This is a genomic window from Acetobacter nitrogenifigens DSM 23921 = NBRC 105050 (assembly GCF_000429165.1).
Lineage (GTDB): Bacteria > Pseudomonadota > Alphaproteobacteria > Acetobacterales > Acetobacteraceae > Acetobacter > Acetobacter nitrogenifigens.
The window spans coordinates 94,552-121,096 of the sequence record NZ_AUBI01000005.1 but is presented as its reverse complement, the minus strand read 5'-3'; the positions used below and the strand labels follow the sequence as shown (position 1 = coordinate 121,096).

The window sequence follows — 26,545 nt, the reverse complement described above, 5'->3', positions numbered from 1 at the left end:
AGAGTCGGGACGTCTGCGCCAAAATGGAGCGTTCCGAGGTCGCGGCATCTGGAACAGCGCCTCCGGTCAAAGCGGCGACGGCGGGCCGGACAAGCCGCGAACAGACGTAACCGAGATGTCCTGTGGCTGGTCATACCCGGAAAAACCGCCGCCGCTGTTATTGGGCGGACGTCCCCGGCACCGTCGCGCGCGTGATGGTCGGGCGGCGCGGCGTCACGGTGCCGGTGGGCGTCATACCGTCGGCGGAGGGAAGCGTCTGGGCGGAGACGCCGCCGACAGGCGCGGTGGACAGGGACGGCGGCGCTTCCGCACGGCCAACGCCTCGCGCTGCCGACTGGGCGGGGGTCTCCGTGGAGCCAGCTTTCGTGTTTGGTTGCGCGCCGACCGTCGTCCCGGGTGTCGGGATATTTGGGCCAAGCAGGCGATATCTCTTCAGGTTGCTGTAGGCGTATCGATACCACTTGCTGCCCGGGTAGTTGTAGGCGAGCACGGCTCCTGTCTGGCGCGCCTGATCGGTCAGGCCAAGCCGGAGATAGACCTCGACAAGCCGTTCGAGAGCTTCAGCCACGTGATTCGTGGTCTGGTAATCCTGCACGACGTGCTGGTAGCGATTCACAGCGCCTTCGTAGTTGTGCTGCTGCTGATAATACCGCCCGACGAGCATTTCCTTACCCGCGAGATGATCGCGGCAAAGATCGATTTTCAGCTGTGCGTCGCGTGCGTATTTTGACTGCGGGAAGCGGGCGATGACATCTTCGAGGCGACCCATGGCTTCCAGCGTCAGTTGCTGATCGCGCTTCACGTCGGCGATCTGCTCATAATAACACAGGGCGAGCAGGTAGAACGCATAGGCGGAATCGGCCGATGTCGGGTGCAATTCGATGAAGCGGTCGAGCTGCTGCGCGGCTTCGGGATATTTGTCCTGCAGGTAGTAGGCGTAACCCTCCATCAACTGGGAGTTCGCCGTGTAGCCGGAGTAGGGGTAGTTCTGCTGCAACGCCTCGAATTCAGCGGCGGCGAGGCCGTAACGATGCGTGCGGAGGGCGTCGACGCCGTTGTTATACATGGTGTCGGGCGCCGCAAGTTCCGGCGGCTTCTGCTGCTCGTTCTTGAACAGCGAGCAGCCTGCTAGGAGTAACGACAAACCGCCATAGGCGGTAACTCCGGCCAGCCTCGTCGACATTCTGTTGGGTATGCGCGAGGACGGTTTTGCCACGTATCTGCTCACTCAGGAAAACTCAATTTGCGGCTGCGCTTATAACACGGATTGTCGACGCGCATAGGCGTCGGGGCTCCGCGAAGGCGGAGAGAGCGCCTGAAGGCGACGCTTTCCGAAGTTGAGGAATTTTCCGCTACCGGCCTTCAGGCTGCGGCGCGACGCGGCGCTGGCTGGCGATAGGTCAGGCCGGAACCCGCCCAGCGCCAGGCCCGTGGATCGGCGAAGAGCGCGCGCAGCAGGCGGTTGTTGAGGCCGTGCCCGGATTTGTGTCCAGTGAACCGTCCGTGCAGCCGCGCTCCGGCGAGGTAGAGATCGCCGACGGCGTCCAGCATCTTGTGACGAACGAATTCGTCAGGCGCGCGGAGACCTGTCGGATTCAGAATCGCTTCGTTTTCGACGACAATCGCGTTGCTCAGGGAGCCGCCGCGAGCAAGGCCAACCGCGTGGAGCGCTTCTATTTCCTGACGGTTGGTGAATGTTCGCGAGAAGGCGAGTTCACGCCGAAAGCCGGATTGATCAAGGGTCAGGGACAATGCCTGTCGTCCGATCGCGCGGGCAGGGAAGTCTATGCTCATCGCCAGCGAGAGGCGCTGTGGCGCATCCGGCGAGAGCTGGGCGAAGGCGTCGCCCTCGTCGACGCGCACCGTCTTCAAGATTTCGATCTCGCGTCGGGGAGCCTCCTGAGCGCGGACGCCAGCGCAATCGATCAGAAACACGAAGTCGGCGGACGAGCCGTCGAGCACCGGGATTTCCGGTCCGTCGACGAATATGGATGCGTTGTCGATGCCGCATCCATGCAATGCCGCCATCAGATGCTCGACCGTGGCGATACGGTTGCCCGGTTGCTCGGCCGCGCCGATGACGGTGCTGAGTCGCGTGTCGATCACTGCGTCGTAGCTCGCGGGAACAGGAGACGCGTCGAGGTCGCTGCGATGAAAGACAATGCCGAACCCGGCCTCGGCGGGTTCCAGCCGCAGGGTGATCTTGCGGCCGGTGTGAAGACCGACGCCGGTGCAGGAAATGCTCTTTTGCAAGGTCTGCTGCACAGACGCGCGCTCAGCGCCGCCGCGTGTGAATGATGCGGGCAACAGGCCAACTATTGTCTTGTCAGTATTGTGCAACGATCTGTCATCGTCTGCGATCCCGGGCACGAGATCGGCTTCTAGATTGAAGCTGTCCATTTTTTCTCTCTGGCGCGTCCGGATTTATCCAAGTGTTCGGGCAGTGTTTGAAACAAAAATAGAGTTTTGCCTGCGTTGGTTCCATTCAAGGATTATTGCGGCATATTACGATCTAAGTTTCTGATTTTGCGTGGATAATTCTTCGCGCGTGAAGAGGGAGTCACAAGAGGCGAAACAAAACGGGGCCGACGACATATCGACGGCCCCGTCAGGGGTGCGCGGTGAAGCGCGCCCCGAACGCCATTGCGCATGGGCGATGTTCGCCTGCTTTTAGGAAGGACGGCGCATGAAGGCCGGGATATCCAGTCCCGTATCGTCGGGCTGGGCAGGACGCACGGTCGGAGCGGCCTGAGCGTGCGGCACCGGGTTGATCTGCGGCGCTGCGCTTTCGGGCGCGGCGTCGGCGCGGGGTTCAGCCTGACGGCGGAGAGCGCCGGTGACCATGCCGAACAGGCTGCGGCCCTGCTGAGGCTCGGGCGCACGCGCCTGCGGCGCCGGGCCGCGCGTCGCGTCGGTGAACAGGCCTGCGCGCGGCGACGCCGGCCGGGCCGGGGCTTCCATATTGAAGTTCGGCGTCGGGCGCGGCGCTGACGGGTAGGTCGGCGCAACGAACGGAGCGGCCTCGCCGGTCATGGGCGAAGCGTGAGCGCCGGAAGCCGGCGTCGCCGCGCGACCGACAGGCTGCTGCGCCGTGTTCACGCCATGCGCGAAACCCGGAGCCGTAGGGGCTGCCTGTGTAACGTAGGCGCCGTCCGTGCCGGTCGCGGCGACGGGAGGCTGCTCGGCGGCGACGTTATCAACCGCCAGACGTGGACGCTGCGTCGGGATGTCGATGCCAGTAGCGACGACCGAAACGCGGATCTTGCCGTTCAGCGACTCATCGACAGCGGAACCGAAGATGATGTTCGCGTCCTCCGCGACTTCTTCACGGATGCGGTTGGCGGCCTGATCGACTTCGAACAGCGTCATGTCTTCGCCGCCCGTGATGTTGATCAGCAGGCCGCGCGCGCCGCCCATCGACGTGTCTTCGAGAAGAGGGTTGGAGATCGCGGCTTCGGCTGCGAGACGCGCGCGGTCGTCGCCCTCGGCCTCGCCCGTGCCCATCATCGCCTTGCCCATCTCGGCCATGACGGTACGGATGTCGGCGAAATCGAGGTTGACGAGGCCGGGGGCCATCATCAGGTCCGTGACGCCGCGCACGCCCATGTAAAGGACGTTGTCGGCCATCTTGAACGCGTCCTTGTAGGTCGTGCGTTCATTGGCCAGACGGAAAAGGTTCTGGTTGGGGATGACGATCAGCGTATCGACATACTGCTGAAGCTCGGCGATTCCTTCGTCCGCCGCCTTGGCGCGGCGCGGCCCCTCAAAGCTGAACGGCTTCGTCACCACGCCCACCGTCAGGATGCCGCGTTCGCGCGCCATGCGCGCCACGATCGGCGCGGCGCCTGTGCCTGTGCCGCCGCCCATGCCTGCCGTCACGAACACCATGTGCGAGCCGTCGAGGTGGCGGGCGAGTTCATCGCCGGCTTCCTCCGCCGCGGCGCGGCCGATTTCCGGCTTCGCGCCAGCGCCGAGTCCCTGCGTCAGATGCGGGCCAAGCTGAATGCGACGATCCGCACGCGAATGCATCAGCTGCTGCGCGTCGGTGTTGGCGACGACAAACTCCACGCCCTTGAGATCGGCGAGGATCATGTTGTCCACGGCGTTCGTTCCGCCGCCGCCCACGCCGATGACCGTAATCTTCGGCGTAAAGTCGGAGTGAGACTGGGGCGGCACGGTCAGGTTCAGGGTCATTTACGCTTCCTTGGACGATGATGCGGCGTCGTGACCGTCACGGTACACCCCGCGAATCGGCCTGTGAATCGAAAAAATGCGTGTCTAGGCGAACATATCAGACACGATCGCGGATAAACGATACCAGACGGTTCATAAATCCGGCCGGACGCTCTTCCGTAAACTCAATGTCCCCGAAGGGGCGTTCGACCGAAGCCGCCCAGGCGAGGAGGCCTGCGGTCGTGGCGAAGGTCGCTGCGGCGCACTCCGCGGGCAGTCCGACGACGTTCATCGGCCTCCCGAGCCGCACGGGCCGGTTGAGCACGCGGGCCGCCACTGAGCCGACGCCGTCCAGCAGCGATGCGCCGCCCGTCAGTACCACCCGGCCCCCAGCGAGTCGACCAAGCCCCGCGCCGTCGAGACGGTCGCGGACCAGTTCGAAGGTTTCCTCGATTCGCGGACGGATGATGTCGCCCAGCGCGGCGCGCGGCATCAGTTCGAAGCTGGGCGCGTCGACGCCCGCGCGCTCGATGCGGATCGACACGCCGTCGTCGCTGTCTCCCGACAGGTCCGCGTGACCGTGCATGGTCTTCAGCCGCTCGGCGTTGTCGGACGACGTGCCAAGTCCGCGCGCGATGTCGCGCGTGACGTGTTCCCCGCCGACGCCGATCTGTGCGGTGTGGACCAGTTGCCCTTCCGCGAAGACTGCAAGAGACGTGGTGCCGCCGCCCATGTCGACGACCGTGGTGCCGATCATTCTCTGGTCGGCGTCCGTGACGGCGAGGCCGGAGGCGAGCGGTGCGGAGACGAGCGCGTCGAGTTTCAGTTCGGCGCGGCCGAGCAGGGAGTCCAGCGTGCGCAGCGCGGTGGAGGCGGAATCGATGACGTGCAGGCGCGCGCGTAACTGGTCGCACAGATGGCCACGCGGATCGGTCACGCCATCGGTCTCGTCCACCGCGAAATCCAGAGGCAGCGTGTGAATGACCGCGCGTCCTTCGGATTGCGCTTTCATTCGTCCTTCGGTCACGATCCGCCGGATGTCGGCGTCAGTGATTTCCCGCCCGCCAACTGGCCAATGTACGTTGAACAACCGGCTTTCCGGCTGTCCGCACGACAGATTAACGACGACTTTGTCGATGGAACGCCCGAATTCGCGTTCCGCATTGCCGACAACTTGCCGGATGATGGATTCGGCCGCACGGAGATCGACGACCGCGCCGTTCTTGACGCCGTTCGACCGTAGCCAACCGCATCCCAGCACACGCAACGTCCCGTCAGGCTCGCCCTTGCCGATCAGACAGGTGATCTTGGTCGAACCGATATCGAGGACGCCAACCACCTCACGACGCCATGCGCGCGCGTGAGGACGACTTTCGGAGGGCGGCAGACCAGGCGGGCGCGATGAATCGTCGCTCTCTCCACGTCCCGCCGGACGACGACGTTCCGGACCTTTGCCGACGAGCGCCAATGCGCCTGACGTTGAGGGAGTCTCGACGAGGTCGTTCATGCCGGCAGCCCTTCTTCCGTTGTGTTCGCGCGTCCGCTGCGTTCGCCGCTTCCGCCGGTCGTTCCGTTTTCTGCGCCGGGTTGTTGTCCGGAATGCGGCGTCGTCGCATCGTCGTGACCGTCGACAGGCGTAGCGCCCTGCGTGCTGTCGGGCGCTGGCGGAGCCTGACGCTCGCGGATGGTCAGGCGATCGGGCAAGCGCATGTCAATCACCTCAACCGGGCGGTCCAGCAGTCCGAACTGTTTCTGCAGGCGTTCGAGGCGGTTGAGCGCGGCTTCTTCCTCAGCTTCAGGCAGTTGCACCACCGTGCCGTCGCGTAGGCTGATCGACCAGCGGCGTTCGCCAACCAGAGTCGCCGCCGTCATGCGCGCGCTGACGTCTGGCGCTTTCGCAAGAGCGTCGAGCAGTTCCGCCGCGCCGTGCGCCGCGCCTTCGCCCACTACCAGAGGGAGTTTCATGAACGCCTGGGCGTCCTTGCCGGTCATGCCCTTGTCGGGAACAGGTTCGCCGTTCCGGTCGATCAACACGAAACGTCCCTTGTTCTGCCAGACGGCGAACGGCGGGCGTTCGACAAGGCGAACCACGATCAGGCCGGAAAGGTGCCGTTCGACGCTGGCGTGATCGACAAATGGCAGATCATCGAGGCGTTGGCGTGCTTCCGTCACATGAAAGCCCAGCATTGAGTCGCCAACCGAAACACCGAGAGCCGTGCGGATAGAGTCGAGACTTGTGAGGTTTTGGCCTTCGACCCGGATCGCCGTCACCTTCAGGGGAATAGCGGCCTCAAGCCTGCTCCTCAGCGGCGTCAACAGAGCGTCGTTGCCGTGAAACGAAAAGAATGCGAAGCCGCCCGCGCCGACAACGGCCAGCAGGCCGAGAGTTTTCAAAAGGCCTTTGTGACGCCGTAAAAGAAGCCCGATGCGCGATGGACGATCCATGCGTGTCGAGCGACGCCCGGTCGCGCCCGTGCCGTTTCCGGCGTTTGGTTGGGGTGAGACCGGGCGCTGGCTCAACGGCGGCTTCTTTCGGCGCGGCGTTCCGCCTCGCGCACCAGCCGATCGCAGAGTTCCTCATAGGAAATTCCGCAAAAAGCCGCTTGCTCCGGCAGGAGCGAGGTCGGGGTCATGCCCGGCTGGGTATTCACTTCCAGCAGCGCAAGACGTCCCGGCTCGTCGGGACCGCAGTCGGTGTCGTCGTAACGAAAATCGGAGCGTGACGCGCCCGCACAGCCCAGAACCTTGTGCGCAGCGATTGCGATTTCGCAGGCGCGGCGGAAGATGTCGGGATGGATCGCGGCGGGCAGGACATGGCGGCTTCCGCCGTCGCCATATTTTGCGTCGTAATCGTAGAAATCGTGACCGGTGGCGACGTTCGGCAAGATGTCCGTGACGGTCAGAGCCTGCGGCTCGTTCTCACCGTCGTCGAGGACGCCGACAGTGATTTCCCGGCCCGCGATATAGGATTCCACCAGTGCGAGTGGTCCATAGCGCCACGCGCTTGCGATTTCGGCGCGGCGGTTCGAGCCTTCGCGAACGATGGACACGCCGACCGAGGACCCTTCGTCCAGAGGTTTGACGACGTATGGCGCGGGCAGCGGATCAGCCTCCGCAAGCTCGGCGATCGTCACCGTTTTGCCGTTGGCCATGGGCAGGCCTGCGGCGATGAACAGCGCGCGGGAGGCCGCCTTGTCCATGGCTGTGGAGGAGGCGCGAATGCCAGAATGGGTATAGGGAAGCCCCATCCACTCAAGCACGCCCTGGATGGCGCCGTCTTCGCCGAAGCGGCCGTGCAGGGCGTTGAACACCACGTCGGGCCGTTGCTCGCGGAGCCCGGAGACCAGCGCCATGACGTCGTGACCGGGGTCGAGCGGCGTGACTTCGTGCCCCACAGCCCGCAGCGCCTTGATGACTTCCCCGCCGGAAGACAGGCTGACCTCGCGCTCGGCGGAGGCGCCGCCGAGCAGCACTGTAACCCGTCGCATCGCGCTCATGCCGCGCCTCCTGTCTCGGTTGATGGAATTCCCAGGCGCTTGATTTCCCAGTGCAGCGACACGCCGGACTGCTCCATCACGCGGCTGCGCACGGTTTCTCCCAGCGTTTCCAGATCGGCGGCCGTCGCGCCGCCTGTGTTGATCAGAAAATTGCAGTGTTTTTCGCTGACCTGCGCGCCGCCGATCATCAGGCCGCGGCATCCGGCCGCGTCGATCAGTTGCCAGGCTTTCAGTTGCGAAGTCGCTGCGTCCGGGTTGCGGAACGTCGAACCTCCGGTCCGTGCGCGCACGGGCTGGGAGCTTTCCCGCGCCGCGCGCACGTTGGCGATGCGGGCGGCGATGTCATTTCTGTCGGCCGCTGTGGCGCGCAGGCGCGCCCGGACGACGACCGAACCGTCGGTCAGGGCCGAGCGGCGATATCCGAAGCGCAGGTCGCCAGCGTGCAACCGGACGAGATCGCCGCTGCGCGTGACGATTTCCGCCCAGTCGAGCACGGCGGCGATGTCCGATCCGTAGGCGCCGGCGTTCATGCGCACGGCACCGCCGATCGAACCCGGTATTCCGGCTAGGAACTCCAGCCCCGCCAGTCCGGCCTCAGCCGCCGTCTCCGCGACGGTCACGTCCAGCGCAGCGCCGCCGACCGTCAGCCCGTCTTTTTCTGTGACGATGGAGGCGAAGGCTCCGCCGAGCCGCACGACGAGGCCGGACAGGCCGCCGTCGCGGATAATGACGTTGGAGCAAGCCCCCAGCGTCGTCACCGGCAGTTCGGGGGAGAGGCGGGACAGAGCCGATGTGAGGTCGTCTCCATCCGCAGGCTGAAACAGGCAGTCAGCGGGGCCGCCGACGCGGAACCAGCTCCGGGGGGCGAGCGGCTGTCCGAACGAAACCTTGCCGCGCGCCGCGCGCATCGCGTCGCCGAGCGCGTGCGCCAGCGTTCCGGCGGCATGGGAGCCTTCGGTCGTCGGGGCTTTTCGCAGGGCGAGCGTGTCCGTCATGCGGCGAAACCGCCTTTCTGCCCGCTCTGCAGGGCGGCGAGTTCGGAAGGCAGCGTCTGCGCCCAGTTGGTGATGGAACCCGCGCCCAGGCACACGACGTAGTCGCCGGGCTTGGCCATGGCATTGATCATCTCTGCAAGGTGCGCCGGGTCGGTCAGCGGCACCACGGAGCGATGTCCGCGCTCGCGCAGGCCATCGACCAGAAAGTCGCGGTTCACGCCGTCGATGGGCGCTTCACCGGCGGCGTAGACATCGGCCACGATCACGGAATCGGCGTCGTTCATGCAGGTGCAGAACTCGCCGAACAGCGTCTGAAGGCGGGAGTAGCGATGGGGCTGCACGACGGCGATGACACGGCGCGCGCCAGCCTGTCGGGCCGCCTTCAGTACGGCGGCGATCTCGACGGGGTGGTGCCCGTAATCGTCGATCACCGTCACGCCCGCCGTTTCGCCGGTGCGGGTGAAGCGACGCTTCACGCCACGGAAGGAAGCGAGGCCGGAGCGGATGGTGGCGTCGTCGATGTCCATTTCGGTGGCGACGGCGATCGCAGCCAGCGCGTTCTGGACGTTGTGGCTGCCGAGCATCGGCAGGCGGAAAGGCCCTGCGCGACGCGAACGACGACGGGTGCGGTCAGTGATCTGGACCTCGAACGTGGCGCCCAGCTTGTCGGTGATCAGCTTCTCCGCGCGAACGTCGGCCTGCGGCGAGAAGCCGTAGGTGACGATCCGGTGATCCGACAGGCGCGGGATCATCTGCTGCACAGCCGGGTGGTCGATGCACAGCACCGCGAAGCCATAGAACGGCACGTTGGAGACGAACTGGTCGTATGCGGCCTCCATGGCCTCGGCCGATCCCCAGTGGTCAAGATGTTCCGGGTCCATGTTGGTGACGACCGAAATGACTGAAGGCAGGCGCAGGAACGACCCGTCGCTCTCGTCGGCCTCGACCACCATCCACTCGCCTTTGCCCATGCGCGTGTTGGTGCCATAGGCCTCGATGATGCCGCCGTTGATCACGGTCGGGTCGAGTTTGGCTGCTTCCAGTACGGCGGCGACCAGGCTGGTCGTCGTCGTCTTGCCGTGGGTTCCGCCGATGGCGACCGACCAGCGCAGACGCATCAGCTCGGCCAGCATTTCCGCGCGGCGTACGACCGGTATCAGACGGCTGCGAGCCGCTACGACTTCGGGATTGTCACGGCCCACGGCGGTTGAGATCACCACGACCTGCGCCTGCCCGAGATTGGCGGCGTCATGGCCGATGGTCACGGAGACGCCTGCGGCGCGCAGGCGGCGGACATTGGCGTTTTCCGACATGTCCGACCCCTGAACCTTATAGCCCAGTAGGTGCAGCACTTCGGCGATCCCGGACATTCCGATCCCGCCGATGCCCACGAAGTGGATGACGCCGATGGACAGCGGAAGAGCTCTCATACGTGGGACTCCATGGACAGGGCGGGCGAGCGACTTGCGTCGCCGGAAAGCGTGACGGACACAGGGGAGCCGACGGGCGGCGGTTGCGCGCCAGCGCCGTCCGGCCCGGACGAGTGGGGGTGGGCATAGGCGCTCGGCGGCGCCTGATGCAAGCTCGCTTCCACCAGGTCGGCCAGTCTTTCGGCGGCGTCGGGCCGGGCCAGCGTTGCGGCGGCGGCGGCCTGCGCTGTCAGCGTCTCCGGACTTTCAAGCAGGGGAAGCAGTGCCGTTGCGAGGGATTCCACTGTAAAAACAGGCTGCGGCATCAGCCGCGCCGCGCCGATCGTTTCAAGCGAGCGTGCGTTGGCCGTCTGCTCGTCGCTTGCTGCGACGGGAAGAGGAACCAGGATCGACGGGCGTCCGGCGGTGGCGATTTCCGCAACGGACGACCCGCCTGCGCGTCCGATCACCAGATGCGCGTCGCGCAGCAGGGCGGGGACGTCGGAGAAAAACGACTCCACGCGCGCAGGTATGCCAGCGGCGGCGTAGGCGGCGCGAACGCGTTCGGCGTCTTCCGCCCGCGCCTGCTGTGTCACATGCAGGCGGGCGCGCAGCGAGAGCGGCAGGGCGGCGAGGGCGGACGGCGCAATGTCAGAGAACACCCGTGCGCCGAGGGAACCGCCCCAGACCAGAACCCGGATAGTTTCGTCGGGTGCGTGATAGGCCTCGCCAGCAAGCGCGGCGATGGCGGGGCGGACGGGCATGCCGGTCATGTGGGCAGCCGCGCGTGAGGGCAGTCCGGCGACGCTCGGGAAGGATGTCGCAACCGCGTCGGCGAAGCGCGCCAGAACGGCGTTCGCGCGACCAAGCACGGCGTTGCCTTCGTGCAGGATGATGGCGGGGCGGTTCGTGCGCCCCAGCAGTCGTGCCCCGAGCAGCGGCGGAACGGAGGGATAGCCGCCAAAGCCGACGACCGCAGACGGACGCAGCGTGGTCATGACGCCGCGCGCCGCCCATGCGCCTTTCAGAAGGGCCAGCCCGCCGCGCAGCGCACGCACCGGGCCGCGCCCGGCCACTCCGGCGCCGGGCAGTACGAACTGTTCAGCGTTGGCGAACACGCCCGTTGTGCGTCGGCCGGCGCGCGCGTCGGTCATCAGGACGACGCGGCGCCCGCGCGCCACCAGAGCCTCCGCCAATGCCTCGGCCGGGAAGAAATGCCCGCCGGTGCCGCCTGCGGCGATCACGATCGGACCGTTTTCGTCACGCATGCTCATGTCGCCGCCTTCCATGCGCCGGTCGGGGTCGCCAATGTTCGGCCAAGGCGGCTTTGCCGGACATGTTGGCGCGTGAGCGCGAGCATCATGCCAATTGTCAGTGCGACGGACATGGCGGACGAGCCGCCATAAGATATGAACGGCAGTGTCATGCCCTTCGTGGGAATGAGATGCAGCGTCGAGCCCATGTTGACGAACGCTTGCAGGCCGAACCCGGTGACCAGACCGGATGTCGCGAGGATCAGGAACGGGTCGTCTTCACGCAACAGGCGAAGGACCGTTCTGATAACGATTGTCGCAAACACCGCGATGATGAACAGGCAGATCAGCATGCCGTATTCTTCGCCCGCGACTGCGAAAACGAAGTCGGCATGCGCGTCGGGCAGCAGATCCTTGACGCGGCCTTCGCCGGGGCCGCGTCCCATCAGGCCGCCGTTGCCAAAAGCGCGGAGCGCGGTGTCGATCTGGTAATGGTCGCCGACATTGGGGTGGAGGAAGCGTTCGACGCGAGAACGGACGTGCGGGAAAATGAAATAGGCCGCTACTCCCGCGCCGCCCATCGCGCCAAAGCCGATGCCCACCAGCAGGATGTTGAGGCCGTCGACGAAAAGCTGCGCCATGAACACGGTGGTGATGACGGTGAGCATCCCGATATCAGGCTGCGACTTCAGCAGGACGAGAATGACCCCGTACCCGGCAAAAGCGAGCAGCATTCCCGGGAAATACCGGCGCACGCGTCTCTGGGCGAGAAGCCACGCCGTGACGACCGCGAAACAGGGTTTGAGAAATTCCGAGGGCTGCACCGACATCATGGGAAGTGCGATCCAGCGGCGCGCTCCCTTGATCTCGATGCCGTGGACCAGGGTCATGGCGGTGGCGCCAATGGCGACGACGCATCCGATGAAGGCGAGGCGCATGACGCCTTTACGCGACAGCATCGACACGCCGACGACGATCAGGCCCGCGATGGCCAGAAACATGACCTGTTTGAAAATGAACATGTTGCGCGAGGCGCCAATGCGCACCGCGACGGCGGGACTTGCCGCCAGCATCAGGATGTAGCCGAAGCCGATGAGGGTTCCGACGCATGCGAGCGTCATGCGATCGACGCTGCGCCACCAGCGGCCGATCGATGAATTGTCGATGCGTGAAAGTCTGCTCATCGTTCCGGGAGCCCCGATTTGCCTTGATTCATTAGTAAAGCACGCGAAAGCGCAATGAAATGTAAACCTCGCGCTTCAAAGCCGGAAAATTGATCGAAACTGGCGCAGGCGGGCGACAGCAGGACGACTTCGGCGCCGCTGGCCTTCGCTGCTGCGAAGGCGGCGGGGACGGCGTGCTCCAGATCGCCCACGATCCTGTGCGCCACGCCATGGCGCGCCAGCGTTTCCGCCAGCATTGGCGCGTCGCGTCCGATCAGAAAAGCCTCGGCGATACGCGGGAAATACGGCGCCAGATCTTCGATCCCGCCCGCCTTGGCGATGCCTCCGGCGATCCAGACGATACGATCGTAACACGCAAGCGCGCGGGCGGAGGCGTCGGCGTTGGTCGCCTTGCTGTCGTCGACGAACGCGACGCCGTCGGCGTGGGCGATCAGTTTCTGCCGGTGGGCAAGACCGTCGAAATCTCCAATGGATTTGGCGAGAACGTCGCGAGGGGCGCCGAGACGAAGCGCCATGGTGAGAGCGGCGCAGGCGTTTTCGGCATTGTGTGCGCCTGGAAGGGACGCGCCCGGCGTAGCGATCCGGCCGCTTTCATCAACAATCCCGCCGTCATCAGCGTGAATGTCCGCGTGTTTATCGGTGGCCGAAATTGTTCGAACGGGAACGTCGCGCGTGCGAAGGTCGGACGCGATGTCATCCAGCACGGGGTCGTTCATACCGATGACGGCAAGATCGTGTGCGCCCATGCGGTCGAAAATATGCGATTTTGCGTTGGCGTACCCGGTCATGTCGCCGTGACGGTCGATGTGGTCGGGGCTGATGTTCAGCAGGCACGCTACGTCGAAATGCAAGTCCACAAGCCGTTCCAACATGTAGGAGGACATCTCCAGAACATACACGCCGGAATCGGGCAAAAATGGGAGCGAAAGCGCGGCTGGGCCGAGATTCCCGCCTTCGGCGACAGGAACGCCGGAGGAGCGCAAAAGATGCGCGAGCAATGCGGTTGTCGTCGATTTTCCGTTCGTCCCGGTGACGCCAGCGAAGCGCGCTTTGGAGCCAGCCTTGCGCACGGCCTGAAAAAGCAGTTCGGCGTCGGAGACGATGGGAACGCCTGCGTTCCGCGCCAGCAACGCGACCGGGTGGGGTTTGGGCAAAATATGCGGAATGCCGGGCGACATCACCAGAGCGTCGAAGCCTGCGAGCGTTTCGAACGGCGCCACAACGAGTTCGCCGGACATCCCGGTTTCAGTTTCCGCCAGCGCAGCGCGGCCGTTTTCGCCGTCGTCCCACGCCTGCACCGTCGCGCCCATGCGCGTCAGAGCGCGCGCCGCAGGGGCGCCATTGCGTCCGAGTCCAAGAACCGCGAAGCGGCGTCCGGTGAAAATGTCTGTCGGAAACTCCGTCATGCGCGTCCTGTCCTCACCGCAGTTTCAACGTGGCGAGGCCGAACAGGCCGAGAACGATGGAGACGATCCAGAAGCGGATGACGATTTTGGGCTCCTGCCATCCCTTTTTTTCGAAGTGATGGTGCAGCGGCGCCATCAGGAACACGCGGCGCTTCGTGCGCTTGTACCAGAAAACCTGAATGACGACGGACAGGGTTTCGATCACGAATAGGCCGCCGACGATGCAGAGCACCAGTTCATGCTTGACCGCCACCGCCACCGCGCCAAGCGCGCCGCCGAGCGACAGGGAGCCGGTGTCGCCCATGAACACCGCTGCCGGAGGCGCGTTGAACCAGAGAAAACCAAGGCCTGCGCCAACGAGTCCGGCGCAGAAAATCGCCAGTTCGCCGGTGCCGGGAACGGCGTGGAGTTGCAGGTAGTCGGCGAAGAGATGGTTGCCGACCAGATAGGAGATCAGCGCGAACACGAAAGCCGCGACGACGACGGGCACGGTTGCGAGCCCGTCGAGTCCGTCAGTGAAATTCACGGCATTGCCGAAACCGGCGATGGTGATCATAGCGAAGATCGGGAACGCGAACCCCAAAGGCAGAAGCAGGTCCTTCACGAACGGAAAGGCGACGTAGTTCGCAAGGTCCGGCGGCATCATGCTTTCCATCCACCACCCGGCGACAAGCGAGGCTGCGAATTCGCAGCCCAGCCGCGTGCGTTTTGACACGCCGTCCGTATTGCGGCGGGAAAGCTTCAGATAGTCGTCAGCGAACCCGATTGCGCCGAAAGCCGCCGTAACAAACAGAACGGCCCAGACGAACCCGTCCTCCAGATCCGCCCAGAGCAGGGTCGATGCGAAGAGCGCGATCAGGATCAGCACGCCGCCCATGGTGGGTGTGCCCGCCTTTTCCAGAATATGCCGCTCCGGGCCGAGGGCGCGGATCGGTTGTCCTTCACGCTGGATCCGGCGAAGTTCGCGAATGACCGGGTTGCCGAGCATCAACGCGATAGCAAGCGCCGTCAGGCACGCGCCACCGGAGCGAAAGGTGATGTAGCGGAACAGGTTGAGCAGATTTGTGTGCCCATGCGCGTGATGGGAGACCAGAAGATAGAGCATCAGACGGTCTCCGCCGCGCGCAGGGTTTCGACGATGACGCGCATGCGGGTGCCGAGGCTGCCTTTGACCAGAACGGCGTCACCGCTGTGAAGGGCGGCGCGCACGATCGGCGCGAGCGTGTCCGAGTCCGCGCGCCATGCGCCCTGAAGAGACGACGGCAGGGCGTCGAAAAGTTCTTTCATATGAGGTCCGCAACAAAAAACGAGGTCTGCGCAGGCAATGACCGGATCGACGAGAGACAGATGTTCGGCGCTGGCGAAGGCGCCGAGTTCGCGCATGTCGCCCAGAACGGCTACGCGGCGATCGGCAGGCGCAAGCGCCAGCACGTCGAGGGCTGCGCGGATGGCGAGGACGGAGGCGTTATAGCTTTCGTCAAGCAGAGTGACCCGGCCGGCCATGATGGTAGTAAGCGCGCCGCGTCCCGCGCCGGGCGAGAACGCCGCCAGAGCCTGCGCCACCGTGGAGAGAGCCTGCCGGGTCTTGGCGCGGTCGTCGACGAAGAGCGTCGCCACGACCGCGAGCGCCGTCAGGGCGTTGCGCGCCAGATGCAATCCGGGGGCATGCAGCGTTACAGGCGTCCCGACGCCTGCGATATGGGCCATGAAAGAGCCGCTTACAGAGGTGGTTGTAAAGCTGCTGATCTGCGCTTCGCTTTTTTCCAGAAGGCCGGAGCGCCACAGGGAGACGTCGGCCGCGCGGGCGACTTCGTCGAAGATGTCCTGTCCGGCCGCGTCGTCCGGGACTACGGCGATGGAGCCGGGGCGCAGCGCCGCGATGAGGGCGGCTTTCTCACGCGCAATGGCGTCCAGACCGCCCATATGCCCGACATGCGCAGAACCGATGGTGGTGATCGCCGCCGTATCCGGGCGGGCGAGGGCCGCCAGCGGAGCGATTTCGCCGGGATGGTTCATCCCGATCTCGATCACGCAGAACGCGGCGTCACGCGGCAGGCGCGCGAGCGTCAGCGGCACGCCCCAGTGATTGTTGTAGGATGCGACGGCGGCGTGCGTCGGCCCGAGCGCGGACAGGGCGACGCGCAGCATTTCTTTCGTCGTCGTCTTGCCGACGCTGCCGGTCACGGCTGCGACCTTGCCGACGAAACGCGCGCGCGCATGACGGCCCAGATCCCACAACGCCGTCATGGTGTCAGCGACGCGCAGCACGCGCGGGTCATCGGCAAGACCCGCTACGTCGCCATGCGCGAGGACTGCCGATGCGCCTTTTTCAAGAGCCGCACGAATATGCTGGTGTCCGTCGGACGTTTCGCCGACCAGAGCGATGAACAGGTCGCCGGGGACCAGTGTTCGTGTGTCTATGGAGACGCCTGTGACGACGATGTCGCGAACTTTGTCGGCGTCCGGGAAAGATCCCGTCGTCGCTTCGACAAGTTCCGGAGCGGTCCAGAGTGCGCTCATGCCGCGCCCGCCAGTTCGCGTATGACGCTAACGTCGTCGAACGGATGCACGACGCCGCCGATGGTCTGCCCCTGCTCATGTCCCTTTCCGGCGACGAGCAGCACGTCACCGGGCCGGAGCATGTCGAGTCCGGCGGCGATGGCCTTTGCGCGGTCGCCGATTTCGAACGCGTCGGGCGCGCCCGCCAGCACGTCGCGACGGATGTCGGCGGGGTTTTCACTTCTCGGGTTGTCGTCGGTAACGATAACGACGTCGGCGTTGGCGGCTGCTTCACGGGCCATCAAGGGACGTTTTCCGCGATCACGGTCGCCACCCGCGCCAAAGGCGACGAGCAGACGCCCGCGCGCGTGGGGACGCAGGCTCGTCAGGGCACGCGCCAATGCGTCGGGCGTGTGGGCGTAATCGACGTAAACTGCGGCGCCGTTGCCAAGCAGGGCGGCGCGCTCCATTCGTCCGCGCACGCCGCGAAGTTGCTGCGCGTGTGCAAGAGCAGTTTCGACGCCAGCCTCGTCCCGCGCCGCCAGGGTGGCGGCGAGCAGAACGTTGTCAGCCTGAAAACGTCCAGGTAGCGACAGGATGATGTCGTGATCGCGGCCGAAGGCGGAAACCCGGAGGCGTTGCCCTTCAGGCAGGGATTCCTGCTTCAACAGGCGTAACGTGTCACCATTTTCGCCGACAAGCCGCAGGACCAGCCCGCGCCGCTTCGCGATGTCGCGGATTGCGTCGAGCGTTTCGCCGTCCATGTCGGCGTTGGCGGCGGCTACAGCTCCTTCGGGTAGGAGCGTGTCGAACAGACGGAGCTTGGCGGCGCGGTAGGCGGCGAGGTCGCCGTGATAGTCGAGGTGGTCGCGGGTCAGGTTCGTAAAACCGGCGGCCGAGAGTCGCACGCCGTCGAGACGACGCTGATCGAGGCCGTGGGAGGAGGCCTCCATGGCGACGTCCGTCACTCCCGACGTACGAAGGGCGGCGAGGCCGCGCGCCAGCGTGACCGGGTCCGGCGTCGTAAGCGAAGGAATCTCGAACGGCAGCGTGACGGGCGCCTTCAGGCCGAGGGTGCCGAGGCTGGCGGCGGAGCGCTCGCTCGCGATCCAGAGCTGGCGCAGGAAATCGACAGTGCTGGTCTTGCCGTTCGTCCCGGTGACGGCGACTTGATGGTCCGGCTGCGGTCCGACGAAAGCGGCAGCGAGAAGAGAAAGTGTGCGGCGTGCGTCTGCGCTTTTTACAAGCGCTACGTTCGCTTGCTCAATATCCGGCGTGTCCGCCGGCGCCAGAATCGCGGCGGCTCCGGCGGCGATGACGGAAGGGATGAAACGACGACCATCCGTCTTCGCACCCGGTAGCGCTGCGAACAGGACGCCCGGCGCGGCCTCGCGGCTGTCGGCCGTGATCGCGGTGATGTCCGGGTCATGGGTTGCGGAAAGCTGCAGTCCCACCGTAGCGAGAAGGGCGGACAGACGCATGTCAGCCTCTCCGCGTCGGGGAGGGCGGAGCGAGCGTCGATTGCGTCGAAATCGGAAGAACGGGCGGGCGTCCGGGCGCGCCATGTTCTGCGACCTGTTTCTTGCGTGTGCGTTCTTCCGCCGCGGCGTTGCGCGGATCTCCTGGGTCGTTTCCAGGGCCGAGCGGACGGTAGCCGCGCGGGGCGGAAGGCTGCATCGGGATCGCCAGCGCCGCGTCAATTTCCGCTGCGTGCGCGGTGTCAGGGAACATCTGCAACATCGGTCCGACGCGGGAGATGATTTTCGACACGGTTGGGGCGGCGTTCCATGCGGCGGTCGTCCAGCCATGCGTGGCGGCAGTCGCCTTGGGGCTGTCAAGCATGACGTAGACTGCGTAACGCGGCGCGTTCATTGGAAAGATGCTGGTGAACGCAGCGATGTTCACATGCTTGAGGTAGCCGCCATGCGGGCCGATCTTTTCGGCCGTGCCGGTCTTGCCGCCGACGAAATAGCCGGGAGATTCGGCGGTCTTGCCGGTGCCTTTGGTGACGTCGAGACGGAGGATGCGACGAAGCAGGTGTGACGTCTCTTCGGACAGCACGCGAGGACCTTCCGGCGTCGCCGGTCGATCGTCTGCAGGTGGCGCGCCCTGCGAAGCCAGGGCGTCCGGAGCGCCGCCGACAGGGCCGCGCAGGGTCGCGTCGTCGAGGCCGCCAGAAGATGCGCTCTCGGCGGAGGACCCTGCGTCGGAAAGCGCGGCGGCGGGCGTCAGGCGAGGGGACTGATCCCCGGCGTCACTGGCGGATGCGGCGTCGATGGCGGCTTCGCGATCCAGCAATGTCGGTTTTACGAGAATGCCGCCGTTCACCGTCGCGGCGGTTCCGCGCACGATGGCGAGTGGCGGCTCCGCCACGCCGTGTCCGAAGCCCACGGTCATGACCGTGGAGATTCCCCAGTTGCGCATCGCGGGGACGATCGGACGCCCCGCTTCGGGCAGTTCGATCGGCACCGGCGCGAAGAAGCCCATGTTGCGCAGCCATTCCTGCTGTCGCGCTGCGCCAACGTCGAGCGCGATATGTGCTGCTGCGGGATTGGACGAAAATGCCATGACTTCCGTCAGGGACAGCCACGGAGAGAAGTGGTCGGACTTCATATCGGAGATTGTGAAGCGGCCGATATGGATGGGGATCGAGGAAAAACGGTCCCAGATATGCGCGACGCCGAGTTGCAGCGCCATCGCGGCTGTCTGCAGCTTGAAGGTTGAGCCTGGCTCGTACATGCCCGTCACGGCGCGGTTGAAGCGCGAGTCCGGCGGCGCGTGGCCGAAATCGTTGGCGTCGTAATCAGGAAGACTCGCCATGGCGATGACTTCGCCCGAGTTCACGTCCATCACGATGGCGGCGGCGCCGATCGCGCTGAATTCGTCCTTGGCTTTTGCAAGTTCCTCACGCACGACGGCCTGCACGCGAACGTCGAGCGAAAGGCGCAACGGCGCGCGGTCGGAATTCAGGCGTTTGTCGAAATAACGTTCGACGCCCGCCACGCCGTGGTCGTCGATGTCCACCGCGCCCATGACCTGCGCCGCGATGATGCCGAGGGGGTAGTGCCGCCGTTCTCCAGCCTCGAAGTAGATACCGGGAATGCCGAGGTCGTTGATCGCCAGTTCCTGCGCGGGCGCGATGTCGCGTGCGATGTAAACGAACTGCTTCTTCGACGACAGGCGGCGGACCGTATCGTCCACGTTGAGGTTGGGCAGTATCTTCTTGAGCTTGGCGGCGACGTCCTGCGCGTCGATCAACTCCTGCGGATTGGCGTAGACCTGCGCTACGGGCAGGGAGATGGCGAGGGTCTGTCCGTTGCGGTCGACGATCGTGGCCCGGCGCACCTGCGGCAGACTGAGGTCGCCAGCAAGGGAGCCTTTCGGATCGATTTTCGGAATTTCCGGAACCTGCGGCGCGATCTGCCGCTGCTCCGGCGCCATCGGGGAGATCACGGTCGCGAAGCTGAGCTTCAGCGCCACCATGCCGAACAGGCCGCAAAACCCTGCCGCCACGCCGAGAAGCCGAACGTGCATGCGTTCCAGATGGGCGCGGGTCCGTAGTTCGGCGCTGGTGACGTGGACGTCGCGCGGAAGCCGCCCTTCGGCGAGGTCTTGCATATCGGGCGGTGTTGACTGACGCGACATGGACGGCTGCGGCCCCCTAGGTTCAGTTCAGGCCGCCCACCTTGACGCTCGAAACCCGGGATGCCGGGCCGGGACGGATACGTACGCCGCGACGGAGGCGCTCACGCGCGCCGCCGCGTCTTCTTCCGCTACCCCTGTTGGGAGGTCGCGGTCGAAGCGATCAGTTGGCCACCGGAACCGGGGGCGGCAGGCCGCCACCCAACGCCGAATGGCCGAGGAGCGAGCCGCTGTAGCTCGCGCGGGCCTCGATATAGCGTGGGGCCGCCTGCGCCGCCACCGGGCGCCACGCGGCTGTTTGCGTCTGCGCGGGGTGCGCCGGGTGATAGGCTGCGAGTTGAACTGCCGGACGCGGCGCGGCGACGTGAACCGGTTCAGGCGGCGCGACGTGACGGGGCGCCGTGGCGCTGGCGAGGACCGTATGCGCAGTGCGGCGTTCGCCCTGTGCGTCCGCGCCGCCGAGTGCGGAGTCGAGTGCGTCGGTGGCCGGTTTCTTCGCTGCGTGACGCACGGCGGGAGCGGTGTCGAGGGCGAGCGTCGTGGCGTTTCGCGACTGGACGACCTGCGTCGACGCGATTGCCGGACGCTCCACGCTGGCGAGCATCGTTGCGGGGCGCGGGGCGCGGGGCGCTGCAGGAGGCTGAGCCGCCGCAACCTGAGTTGCTGCATGGGGCGCAGTCGCCTGTGCGACGTCGGTGTGCGCGGGCGCTTCGACTTTGGCCAAAGCCTTCGGCTCCGACGTTTTCGTTTCGGTCGGCTGCGCCACGGGCGCTTTTGCGTCGGCGAGGGCAAGCGCTTCGCCGTGGGCCTCGATCACGCCCGGAGCGATCGCGTCGCGCGGGTTGGGTGCGTGGACGGAACCGGGCGCGGGCAGATGTCCCGCGAGGTCGCTCAGGCGCACGAACTGGCGCGGCGTCATCGGTTGCAGCGACGGTTCGAAGCGTGCGGCGAGACGGCTGAGGCGATCGGGCTGGTTGAGCAGCGCCCATTCCGTGCGCAGCATCGCCGTCTGCTGCCGGATGTGTTGCGTATCTGAAACGATCGACGAAATCTGCTGATCCAGAACCGTGGTCTGGTGTTTCTTGCTGTAAAGGAACAGCCCCGACAGACCTGCGGAGACGGCGCAGAGCAGCGTGAAATACCTGATCATGGTTCGGTTCCTTCGGCGGCCGACGCGGCCGTGCGTGTGAGGGCGGCGTCGGACGACGCAGTGGAAGGGCGCAGGCGGGCGATAGCGCGCAGGCGGGCGCTGCGCGCGCGGGGATTGCGCACGCATTCCTCGTCGCCGGGGCGCAGAGGTTTGCGGGTAAGCAGAGCGTAACCGGCTTCCGCCGCACCGCCGGTAAAGGCGCGGGGATCGTGACGGGAGACCCCGGCGTTGCGCCCGGCGGCGTCAGCCATCGCGCGCTTCACCAGACGGTCTTCCAGCGAATGGAACGAAACGACCACCAGACGGCCGCCGGGCGCCAGAAGGTCGAGCGCCTGCACAAGCGCGCGTTCGATTTCTCCAAGCTCGTCGTTGACGGCGATACGCAGCCCCTGAAACGAGCGTGTCGCGGGGTCGATGCCTGAACGATCAGCCGGCACGGCGGAGCGGATCGCAGCGGCCAGTTGCCCGGTGGTGCTGAACGGCGTTTCCGTGCGCGCCGCGACGATCGTTCGCGCGACGCGGCGCGCATGCCGCTCCTCGCCATAGTGATGGAAAATATCGGCCAGTTCGGCTTCCGACGCTGAGTTCACCAGATCGGCGGCGCTGCGCCCGGCGCGTTCCATACGCATGTCCAATGGGCCGTCGGCGCGAAAGGAAAACCCGCGTTCCGGATCGTCGATCTGGAAGGAGGAGACGCCGAGATCGAGCATGACGCCATCGACGGCTGTCACCCCCTCCGCCGCGAGCATGTCCCGCATGCCGCCGAATCCGCCTTGAAGCAGCCTCAGGCGCTGCGACCCGTCTTCGCCGTTACCCCAGATTGCCGAGAGCGCCCGGCCGCGTGCGATCGCGTCCGGGTCGCGATCGACGCCCCATACGCGGCAATCGGCCGCCGCCAGCACGGCGTTTGTGTAACCGCCTCCGCCGAACGTGCCGTCGACATAAACCTCGCCTGCACGAGGCGATAGCGCTTCGAGAACTTCGGCGCGCATGACGGGGATATGGCCCGGATCGTGATCGGGTACGGATGTTCCTGCGGGCGTCAGGCGGGATGTGTCGGGCATGGCGTTCATGCGCCCCCGTTCCCGCCAGACCCGCCACCCGGCAACGTCACCCGGCGTGAGCGCAGACGCGCTTCCGAACGCCGCCGCTCGGCCGCTTCGGGTTCCCATATCTGGAAGATGCGCCCAAGCCCCATGAACGCCACGGCTTCGCCAAGTCCTGCGTGCTCGCGCAGAAAATCCGGAAGAATGATGCGTCCTTCACGGTCTGCGTCGATCGGGTAAGCGTCGGCATAAAGCGCCGCAGCGAGATCGTCGTGCTCGTCGGAAAACATGTCCAGACGATCGAGAGGCTGCGCAAGCGTCGCGAATGCGGTGGACGGCCACGCCTCGATGCAAGGCTGGGTATGGGAGGGGCGGAGCACCATCAACGCCTCGCCCTCAACCGCCTGCGCGCGCAGAACCGTGCGGAATCCGGCAGGAATCGAGACGCGCCCTTTGGCGTCTATTCGATTCTGATGTGTGCCGAGAAACACGCTCACCGGGTTTGCGGTCCTTCTTGCGAGGCTGGTTTGGGTTCACTTGGGCTCGTTCTCCATTTCATGGGATATCATGGGATTTTATGGGACGTCAAATGAAACTGTAATAAAAAACCGCAGAAATCTGGGAAAAAGAAGATATTGATGCGCAATGCGCTCGTTAAGATTGTGGCAATAGAATGATCGCTCAAGGAACAAACGTTCTTGACTTTAGTTCCTGTTTTGTTCTAATTTTTTGACTGGGTGATGGATTCATACGGTTGCGGTGCGGGCGTATCGCGCTGAAAAATTACTTAATTTCTGAAAAATAAACCTTTGACGCGGCATTTTAATGCGATGGCGTCTCATTCCGCCCGCGCCGCCCGCACTGTCTGGTCAGCGGTTTTTTTTGTGCGTGTCCGGGCTTCGGACAGTAACGACGTAGCGTTCGACACTATAAATTCCAGATCAGAATGCAGATGTTTAGCTTGGGCGGGAAAAGTTCCGCGAGCGGCGACGATTTTGCATGTTTTTTTCGTTGCCCGTTTGGGTTTGCGATGTTTCGGCAGCTTCATGCTGGCCGCAATTTCAGTAACCGTTGTGTTCTCTGATCAGGGGCGGTCGTTTGTGGCGTAATCGACCGACCGGTTTTCTGATGTATCGTTTGCGCTTGCCCCAAGTCATTTCTGGAAGTCGTTTCATTTTCTCAAAACGATGAGCAGGTGGCCGTCGAGAGCCGTTCCGTCCGTTGCCTGCGCTTTTTATGGCTGCGGCGCGTCAGCAGAAACCGTCTGGAAAGTTGGAGCGCGTCATTCGCACGTGATGTTTCGGGGAGAGCGTAATGCGCGCGCGGGACGGTTCATCGGCGGGTGACGCAAGGAGGCTGCGGCAGAGTCGCAATGACTCTGCCCGACAAATGAGTAACCTCTTCCCGGCCGCGTCGGCGAATTTGAACGTTTCGAGGAGCCAGACGGCCTGTAAGCCGGGTTCTGTCCGACCCTCGAAAGGATCGGGACGATCATTCCTCTGGGACGCGTCTTGCGACGCGCCTCACGCGACCAACCCGGGCGACGAGGCGGGAGAACCTCCGGCGGCGACGGCTCGCGCCGCCCCGCCTGTCGCCCCTATTCGGTCTTGCTCCCGGTGGGGTTTGCCCTGCCGCCGCCGTTACCGGAAGCGCGGTGCGCTCTTACCGCACCGTTTCACCCTTACCTCCAGCCTGTCTCCAGGCCCGGAAGGCGGTTTGTTTTCTGTGGCACTTTCCCTGAGGTCGCCCTCGCCGGCCGTTAGCCGGCACCGTTCTCCCGTGGAGCCCGGACTTTCCTCCACCGCAAATGCGACAGCGATCGCCCGGCCGTCTGGCTGGCGCGGAACCTGCGCGTATGGGCGCACGCCGTCAAGCCTTCTCAAGAGGTTGAGCGCGTCGCCGGCAATGGACAAGCGGAGGGCGCACGGGCACGATGCTGGGTATGTCCCATCTGGCGCACACCCTGCCGCCTGTCGATGCAGCGACGAGCGGCGATGAATCACTCGTCGCGTGGCTGTCGCTGCCGGACGACGTGAGGCCAGATGTCTCGTCCCGGCTGTTTCTGCGTTGGATCGCCCGCACGACGTCGTCGCGAAAATCAGCGCCCGGAACATTGCACAGCGCTGAAGAGGCGCTGGCTAAGTTGCGCCGTTCCGCGAATCGGCCGTCCTTCCCCAAGGCCCTGTCTTCATTACAGGTGCGCAGGGTCCTCGACGTTCGGGTTCCGGGCGCGACGGAGCTTCGCCCGGCGAGACTCTACGTCCCGTACGGGCGGGTGCAGGGCGTCGTGCTGTATCTGCACGGTGGCGGTTTTGTGCATTGCGGCCTCGATTCTCACCACGGGATATGTTGTCGCCTCGCGCGCGCTTCGGGCGCGGCTGTTCTTTCATTCGATTACCGCCTTGCGCCTGAACACAAATTTCCAGCGGCGCCCGACGATTGCTGGGCGGCGTTCCGTTGGCTGACGAGTGAGGCGTGGCGTTGGGGTGGGCGTGTCGCGGTTGCCGGCGACAGCGCCGGCGGCGGCCTGGCGGCGTTCGTGGCGCAGCGTGCGCGCGATGAGCGTCGGCAGATAGAACGCGGTGGCGGCAAGTCGCGGCTAGAGTGCGACATCGTCATGCAGGCGCTGTTCTACCCGATTACACATGGCGAGCAGGATTTCGCGTCCCGGCGGGCGTTCGCCGACGGATATTTCCTCACGCGTCGAATGATGGAATGGTACGGCGAGCAGTACGCGCGCAGCGTGGACGACCTCTCGGATCCAAAATTCTCGCCGGGCCTCGCGGAAGATCTGAGCGATCTGCCACCAGCCCTGATCGTTACGGCGCAGTTCGACCCGCTGCGTGACGAGGGCGAACGTTATGCCGAGGATATGCGTGCGGCGGGCGTCGCTGTGATCTGCCGCCGTGTTCCGGGCACAATCCACGGGTTTTTGAATTTCTATCCGGTCATGCGGAAGGCGCGTCGGGTCATGCATGTCAGCGGCCGCGCGTTGCGAAAGGCCTTCGCGGCCTCACTGCCTTGATGCTGAGCGTCTCTCTTTAAAGAACCAGTTCTGCGTCCGTGGCTGAACCGAAGAACTCGTAACGGATTCGTGTCGGCAGAAGCCCAACCTCACGCAGCGTCTGGATCATGCCCCGCACGAAGCTCTCTGGACCGCACACATAATATGTGGCGTCGAGGTCAACAGTGGCGCGCAGCCAGTCTGTCGTGATGCGGCTTTCGTGCGTTGTGACGCCCCTGGAGGGCGGCGCGGCGGCGCGCGTGTAAAACAGGTCGGCGGTCAGCGCGCCTTTCGCTGCCCGGTGGCGAATTTCCTCTACAAACAGATCGTCCGCAGCCGAATGCGCCGAGTGGGCGTATCGCACCTTCGCTGTCGGGAGCGTAGCCAGTTCCTGTAGCATCGAGATTACAGGCGTGGCGCCGACGCCTGCCGTCAGGAATATGAATGAGCCAGACGGATTGTCAGGCAACGTGAAATCTCCGGCCGGGTTGGAGGCCAGCAGAGTGGCGCCCCCCTGAACCGAGTCATGGAGCCACTGCGACACTACGCCGCCGGGCGCGCGCCGGACGGTGATGCGATAGTGATCTGCTCCGGGCGCTGATGAGATGCTGTAGTTCCTGCGTTGCGGGCCGTGATCGGGCAAATTCAGATTGAAGCTGAGATATTGTCCGGCTCTGTGGCGCGCAATTGGTCCCCCGTCCTGTGGCGTCAGCTCAAACGACGTGATCGCAGCAGTTTCGTCGGTGCGTTTCCTGACGACGAAGGGGCGCCATCCGCGCCACCCGCCCGGCGCCGTTTCGTGCGCCCGATAGATCTGCGCTTCGCGACCCGTCAGAATATCTGCGAGGAACCAGTAAGCCTTGCCCCAGGCTTCGAGAATCTCGGGCGTCGCCGCCTCTCCCAGAACATGGCCGATCGCGCCGAGCAGGGCGTCGGCCACGAACGGGTAGTGCTCGGGAAGGATATTCAGGCCGACGTGTTTCTCAGCGATGCGTTCGACCATTCCGCCCAACGCGTCGAGTCTGTCGATGTTTCGCGCGTATGCGAGCACGGCCAGCGCAAGCGCTCGCGGTTGTTCGCCGTCTTTCTGGTGCGACTGATTGAACAGGTCCCGTATTTCCGGGGTGGCCAACAGGCGTCGATACATTTCGGTTGTGATGGCGAGGCCATGTGCGTCGAGCGCGGGGACGGTGGCGCGGATTATGGCGCGCGTGGCGTCGTCCAGTGCGGTTGGCATGCGGCGATTCCTATAAGGTGTATATATTGCACACCTTTATCGGCGGTCTT

General features: G+C 65.0%; 20 protein-coding genes and 1 other RNA gene. 1 reads left to right on the top strand and 20 read right to left on the bottom strand.

Features of this window, described 5'->3' with window-relative positions; all coding sequences use genetic code 11:
• Nucleotides 1-157: 157 nt before the first annotated feature.
• The 19 genes from bamD to rnpB all read right to left on the bottom strand — a co-directional run bounded on the left by bamD (nt 158) and on the right by rnpB (nt 24,089).
• Nucleotides 158-1,183, bottom strand: coding sequence for an outer membrane protein assembly factor BamD (gene bamD / locus G442_RS21570; protein WP_084440467.1), 1,026 nt, complete (start codon nt 1,181-1,183; stop codon nt 158-160).
• Between the two features lie 179 nt (nt 1,184-1,362).
• The gene (lpxC, locus tag G442_RS21565; protein WP_084440466.1) at nt 1,363-2,400 is read right to left on the bottom strand and encodes a UDP-3-O-acyl-N-acetylglucosamine deacetylase; all 1,038 of its coding nucleotides are present in this window, start codon (nt 2,398-2,400) and stop codon (nt 1,363-1,365) included.
• Between the two features lie 270 nt (nt 2,401-2,670).
• On the bottom strand, nt 2,671-4,194 hold the full coding sequence (ftsZ, locus tag G442_RS21560) for a cell division protein FtsZ (RefSeq protein WP_035376400.1): 1,524 nt from the start codon (nt 4,192-4,194) through the stop codon (nt 2,671-2,673).
• A gap of 97 nt (nt 4,195-4,291) precedes the next feature.
• The gene (ftsA, locus tag G442_RS0109065; protein ID WP_026397748.1) at nt 4,292-5,680 is read right to left on the bottom strand and encodes a cell division protein FtsA; all 1,389 of its coding nucleotides are present in this window, start codon (nt 5,678-5,680) and stop codon (nt 4,292-4,294) included.
• The gene (locus G442_RS21555; RefSeq protein ID WP_146882212.1) at nt 5,677-6,693 is read right to left on the bottom strand and encodes a cell division protein FtsQ/DivIB; all 1,017 of its coding nucleotides are present in this window, start codon (nt 6,691-6,693) and stop codon (nt 5,677-5,679) included. Before G442_RS21555 ends, ftsA begins: the two co-directional genes overlap by 4 nt.
• A complete protein-coding gene (locus G442_RS0109055; RefSeq protein WP_026397747.1) occupies nt 6,690-7,670 on the bottom strand; it encodes a D-alanine--D-alanine ligase in 981 nt (326 codons plus the stop codon). Before G442_RS0109055 ends, G442_RS21555 begins: the two co-directional genes overlap by 4 nt.
• Nucleotides 7,667-8,578 carry a UDP-N-acetylmuramate dehydrogenase gene (gene murB, locus G442_RS0109050; RefSeq protein ID WP_035376428.1) on the bottom strand — a complete coding sequence of 304 codons (912 nt, stop codon included), beginning with the start codon at nt 8,576-8,578 and terminating at the stop codon, nt 7,667-7,669. Before murB ends, G442_RS0109055 begins: the two co-directional genes overlap by 4 nt.
• Nucleotides 8,579-8,661: 83 nt before the next feature.
• On the bottom strand, nt 8,662-10,095 hold the full coding sequence (gene murC, locus G442_RS0109045) for a UDP-N-acetylmuramate--L-alanine ligase (protein WP_026397745.1): 1,434 nt from the start codon (nt 10,093-10,095) through the stop codon (nt 8,662-8,664).
• Nucleotides 10,092-11,348 (bottom strand): undecaprenyldiphospho-muramoylpentapeptide beta-N-acetylglucosaminyltransferase, encoded by a 1,257-nt coding sequence (gene murG / locus G442_RS21550; protein ID WP_146882210.1) that lies wholly within the window; start codon nt 11,346-11,348, stop codon nt 10,092-10,094. Before murG ends, murC begins: the two co-directional genes overlap by 4 nt.
• On the bottom strand, nt 11,345-12,511 hold the full coding sequence (locus G442_RS0109035) for an FtsW/RodA/SpoVE family cell cycle protein (protein WP_026397744.1): 1,167 nt from the start codon (nt 12,509-12,511) through the stop codon (nt 11,345-11,347). Before G442_RS0109035 ends, murG begins: the two co-directional genes overlap by 4 nt.
• Entirely contained in the window at nt 12,508-13,917 is a 1,410-nt protein-coding gene (murD, locus tag G442_RS0109030) for a UDP-N-acetylmuramoyl-L-alanine--D-glutamate ligase (RefSeq protein ID WP_026397743.1), read from the bottom strand. Before murD ends, G442_RS0109035 begins: the two co-directional genes overlap by 4 nt.
• A gap of 13 nt (nt 13,918-13,930) precedes the next feature.
• Nucleotides 13,931-15,022, bottom strand: coding sequence for a phospho-N-acetylmuramoyl-pentapeptide-transferase (gene mraY, locus G442_RS0109025; RefSeq protein ID WP_026397742.1), 1,092 nt, complete (start codon nt 15,020-15,022; stop codon nt 13,931-13,933).
• On the bottom strand, nt 15,022-16,437 hold the full coding sequence (locus tag G442_RS0109020) for a UDP-N-acetylmuramoyl-tripeptide--D-alanyl-D-alanine ligase (protein WP_026397741.1): 1,416 nt from the start codon (nt 16,435-16,437) through the stop codon (nt 15,022-15,024). The genes mraY and G442_RS0109020 overlap by 1 nt, the downstream gene beginning before the upstream one ends.
• Complete coding sequence (locus G442_RS0109015) at nt 16,434-17,897, bottom strand: UDP-N-acetylmuramoyl-L-alanyl-D-glutamate--2,6-diaminopimelate ligase (RefSeq protein ID WP_026397740.1); 1,464 nt, start codon at nt 17,895-17,897, stop codon at nt 16,434-16,436. Before G442_RS0109015 ends, G442_RS0109020 begins: the two co-directional genes overlap by 4 nt.
• A 1-nt stretch (nt 17,898) precedes the next feature.
• On the bottom strand, nt 17,899-20,061 hold the full coding sequence (locus G442_RS21545) for a peptidoglycan D,D-transpeptidase FtsI family protein (RefSeq protein WP_371863395.1): 2,163 nt from the start codon (nt 20,059-20,061) through the stop codon (nt 17,899-17,901).
• Nucleotides 20,062-20,221: 160 nt separating this feature from the next.
• Nucleotides 20,222-21,208, bottom strand: coding sequence for a cell division protein FtsL (gene ftsL, locus G442_RS0109005; protein ID WP_026397739.1), 987 nt, complete (start codon nt 21,206-21,208; stop codon nt 20,222-20,224).
• Nucleotides 21,205-22,272 carry a 16S rRNA (cytosine(1402)-N(4))-methyltransferase RsmH gene (gene rsmH / locus G442_RS21540; RefSeq protein ID WP_246789395.1) on the bottom strand — a complete coding sequence of 356 codons (1,068 nt, stop codon included), beginning with the start codon at nt 22,270-22,272 and terminating at the stop codon, nt 21,205-21,207. The genes ftsL and rsmH overlap by 4 nt, the downstream gene beginning before the upstream one ends.
• Nucleotides 22,273-22,277: 5 nt before the next feature.
• Nucleotides 22,278-22,751 (bottom strand): division/cell wall cluster transcriptional repressor MraZ, encoded by a 474-nt coding sequence (gene mraZ, locus G442_RS0108995; protein ID WP_026397738.1) that lies wholly within the window; start codon nt 22,749-22,751, stop codon nt 22,278-22,280.
• A 938-nt stretch (nt 22,752-23,689) separates the two neighbouring features.
• Nucleotides 23,690-24,089, bottom strand: an RNA gene (gene rnpB, locus G442_RS23940) — RNase P RNA component class A.
• Between the two features lie 98 nt (nt 24,090-24,187).
• Between rnpB and G442_RS0108985 the strand changes: the two genes are divergently transcribed.
• The gene (locus G442_RS0108985) at nt 24,188-25,279 is read left to right on the top strand and encodes an alpha/beta hydrolase (RefSeq protein ID WP_246789383.1); all 1,092 of its coding nucleotides are present in this window, start codon (nt 24,188-24,190) and stop codon (nt 25,277-25,279) included.
• Between the two features lie 16 nt (nt 25,280-25,295).
• Here G442_RS0108985 and hmpA read toward each other — a convergent pair whose 3' ends face one another.
• Nucleotides 25,296-26,495, bottom strand: coding sequence for an NO-inducible flavohemoprotein (gene hmpA / locus G442_RS0108980; RefSeq protein ID WP_026397735.1), 1,200 nt, complete (start codon nt 26,493-26,495; stop codon nt 25,296-25,298).
• Nucleotides 26,496-26,545 lie beyond the last annotated feature (50 nt).

Coding starts and splice junctions, on each gene's coding strand:
- bamD (WP_084440467.1), bottom strand. CDS start 1,183: ATGTCGACGAGGCTGGCCGGAGTTACCGCCTATGGCGGTTTGTCGTTA.
- lpxC (WP_084440466.1), bottom strand. CDS start 2,400: ATGGACAGCTTCAATCTAGAAGCCGATCTCGTGCCCGGGATCGCAGAC.
- ftsZ (WP_035376400.1), bottom strand. CDS start 4,194: ATGACCCTGAACCTGACCGTGCCGCCCCAGTCTCACTCCGACTTTACG.
- ftsA (WP_026397748.1), bottom strand. CDS start 5,680: ATGAACGACCTCGTCGAGACTCCCTCAACGTCAGGCGCATTGGCGCTC.
- G442_RS0109055 (WP_026397747.1), bottom strand. CDS start 7,670: ATGAGCGCGATGCGACGGGTTACAGTGCTGCTCGGCGGCGCCTCCGCC.
- murB (WP_035376428.1), bottom strand. CDS start 8,578: ATGCGCGCGGCGCGCGGCAAGGTTTCGTTCGGACAGCCGCTCGCCCCC.
- murC (WP_026397745.1), bottom strand. CDS start 10,095: ATGAGAGCTCTTCCGCTGTCCATCGGCGTCATCCACTTCGTGGGCATC.
- murG (WP_146882210.1), bottom strand. CDS start 11,348: ATGAGCATGCGTGACGAAAACGGTCCGATCGTGATCGCCGCAGGCGGC.
- G442_RS0109035 (WP_026397744.1), bottom strand. CDS start 12,511: ATGAGCAGACTTTCACGCATCGACAATTCATCGATCGGCCGCTGGTGG.
- murD (WP_026397743.1), bottom strand. CDS start 13,917: ATGACGGAGTTTCCGACAGACATTTTCACCGGACGCCGCTTCGCGGTT.
- mraY (WP_026397742.1), bottom strand. CDS start 15,022: ATGCTCTATCTTCTGGTCTCCCATCACGCGCATGGGCACACAAATCTG.
- G442_RS0109020 (WP_026397741.1), bottom strand. CDS start 16,437: ATGAGCGCACTCTGGACCGCTCCGGAACTTGTCGAAGCGACGACGGGA.
- G442_RS0109015 (WP_026397740.1), bottom strand. CDS start 17,897: ATGCGTCTGTCCGCCCTTCTCGCTACGGTGGGACTGCAGCTTTCCGCA.
- G442_RS21545 (WP_371863395.1), bottom strand. CDS start 20,061: ATGTCGCGTCAGTCAACACCGCCCGATATGCAAGACCTCGCCGAAGGG.
- ftsL (WP_026397739.1), bottom strand. CDS start 21,208: ATGATCAGGTATTTCACGCTGCTCTGCGCCGTCTCCGCAGGTCTGTCG.
- rsmH (WP_246789395.1), bottom strand. CDS start 22,272: ATGCCCGACACATCCCGCCTGACGCCCGCAGGAACATCCGTACCCGAT.
- G442_RS0108985 (WP_246789383.1), top strand. CDS start 24,188: ATGCTGGGTATGTCCCATCTGGCGCACACCCTGCCGCCTGTCGATGCA.
- hmpA (WP_026397735.1), bottom strand. CDS start 26,495: ATGCCAACCGCACTGGACGACGCCACGCGCGCCATAATCCGCGCCACC.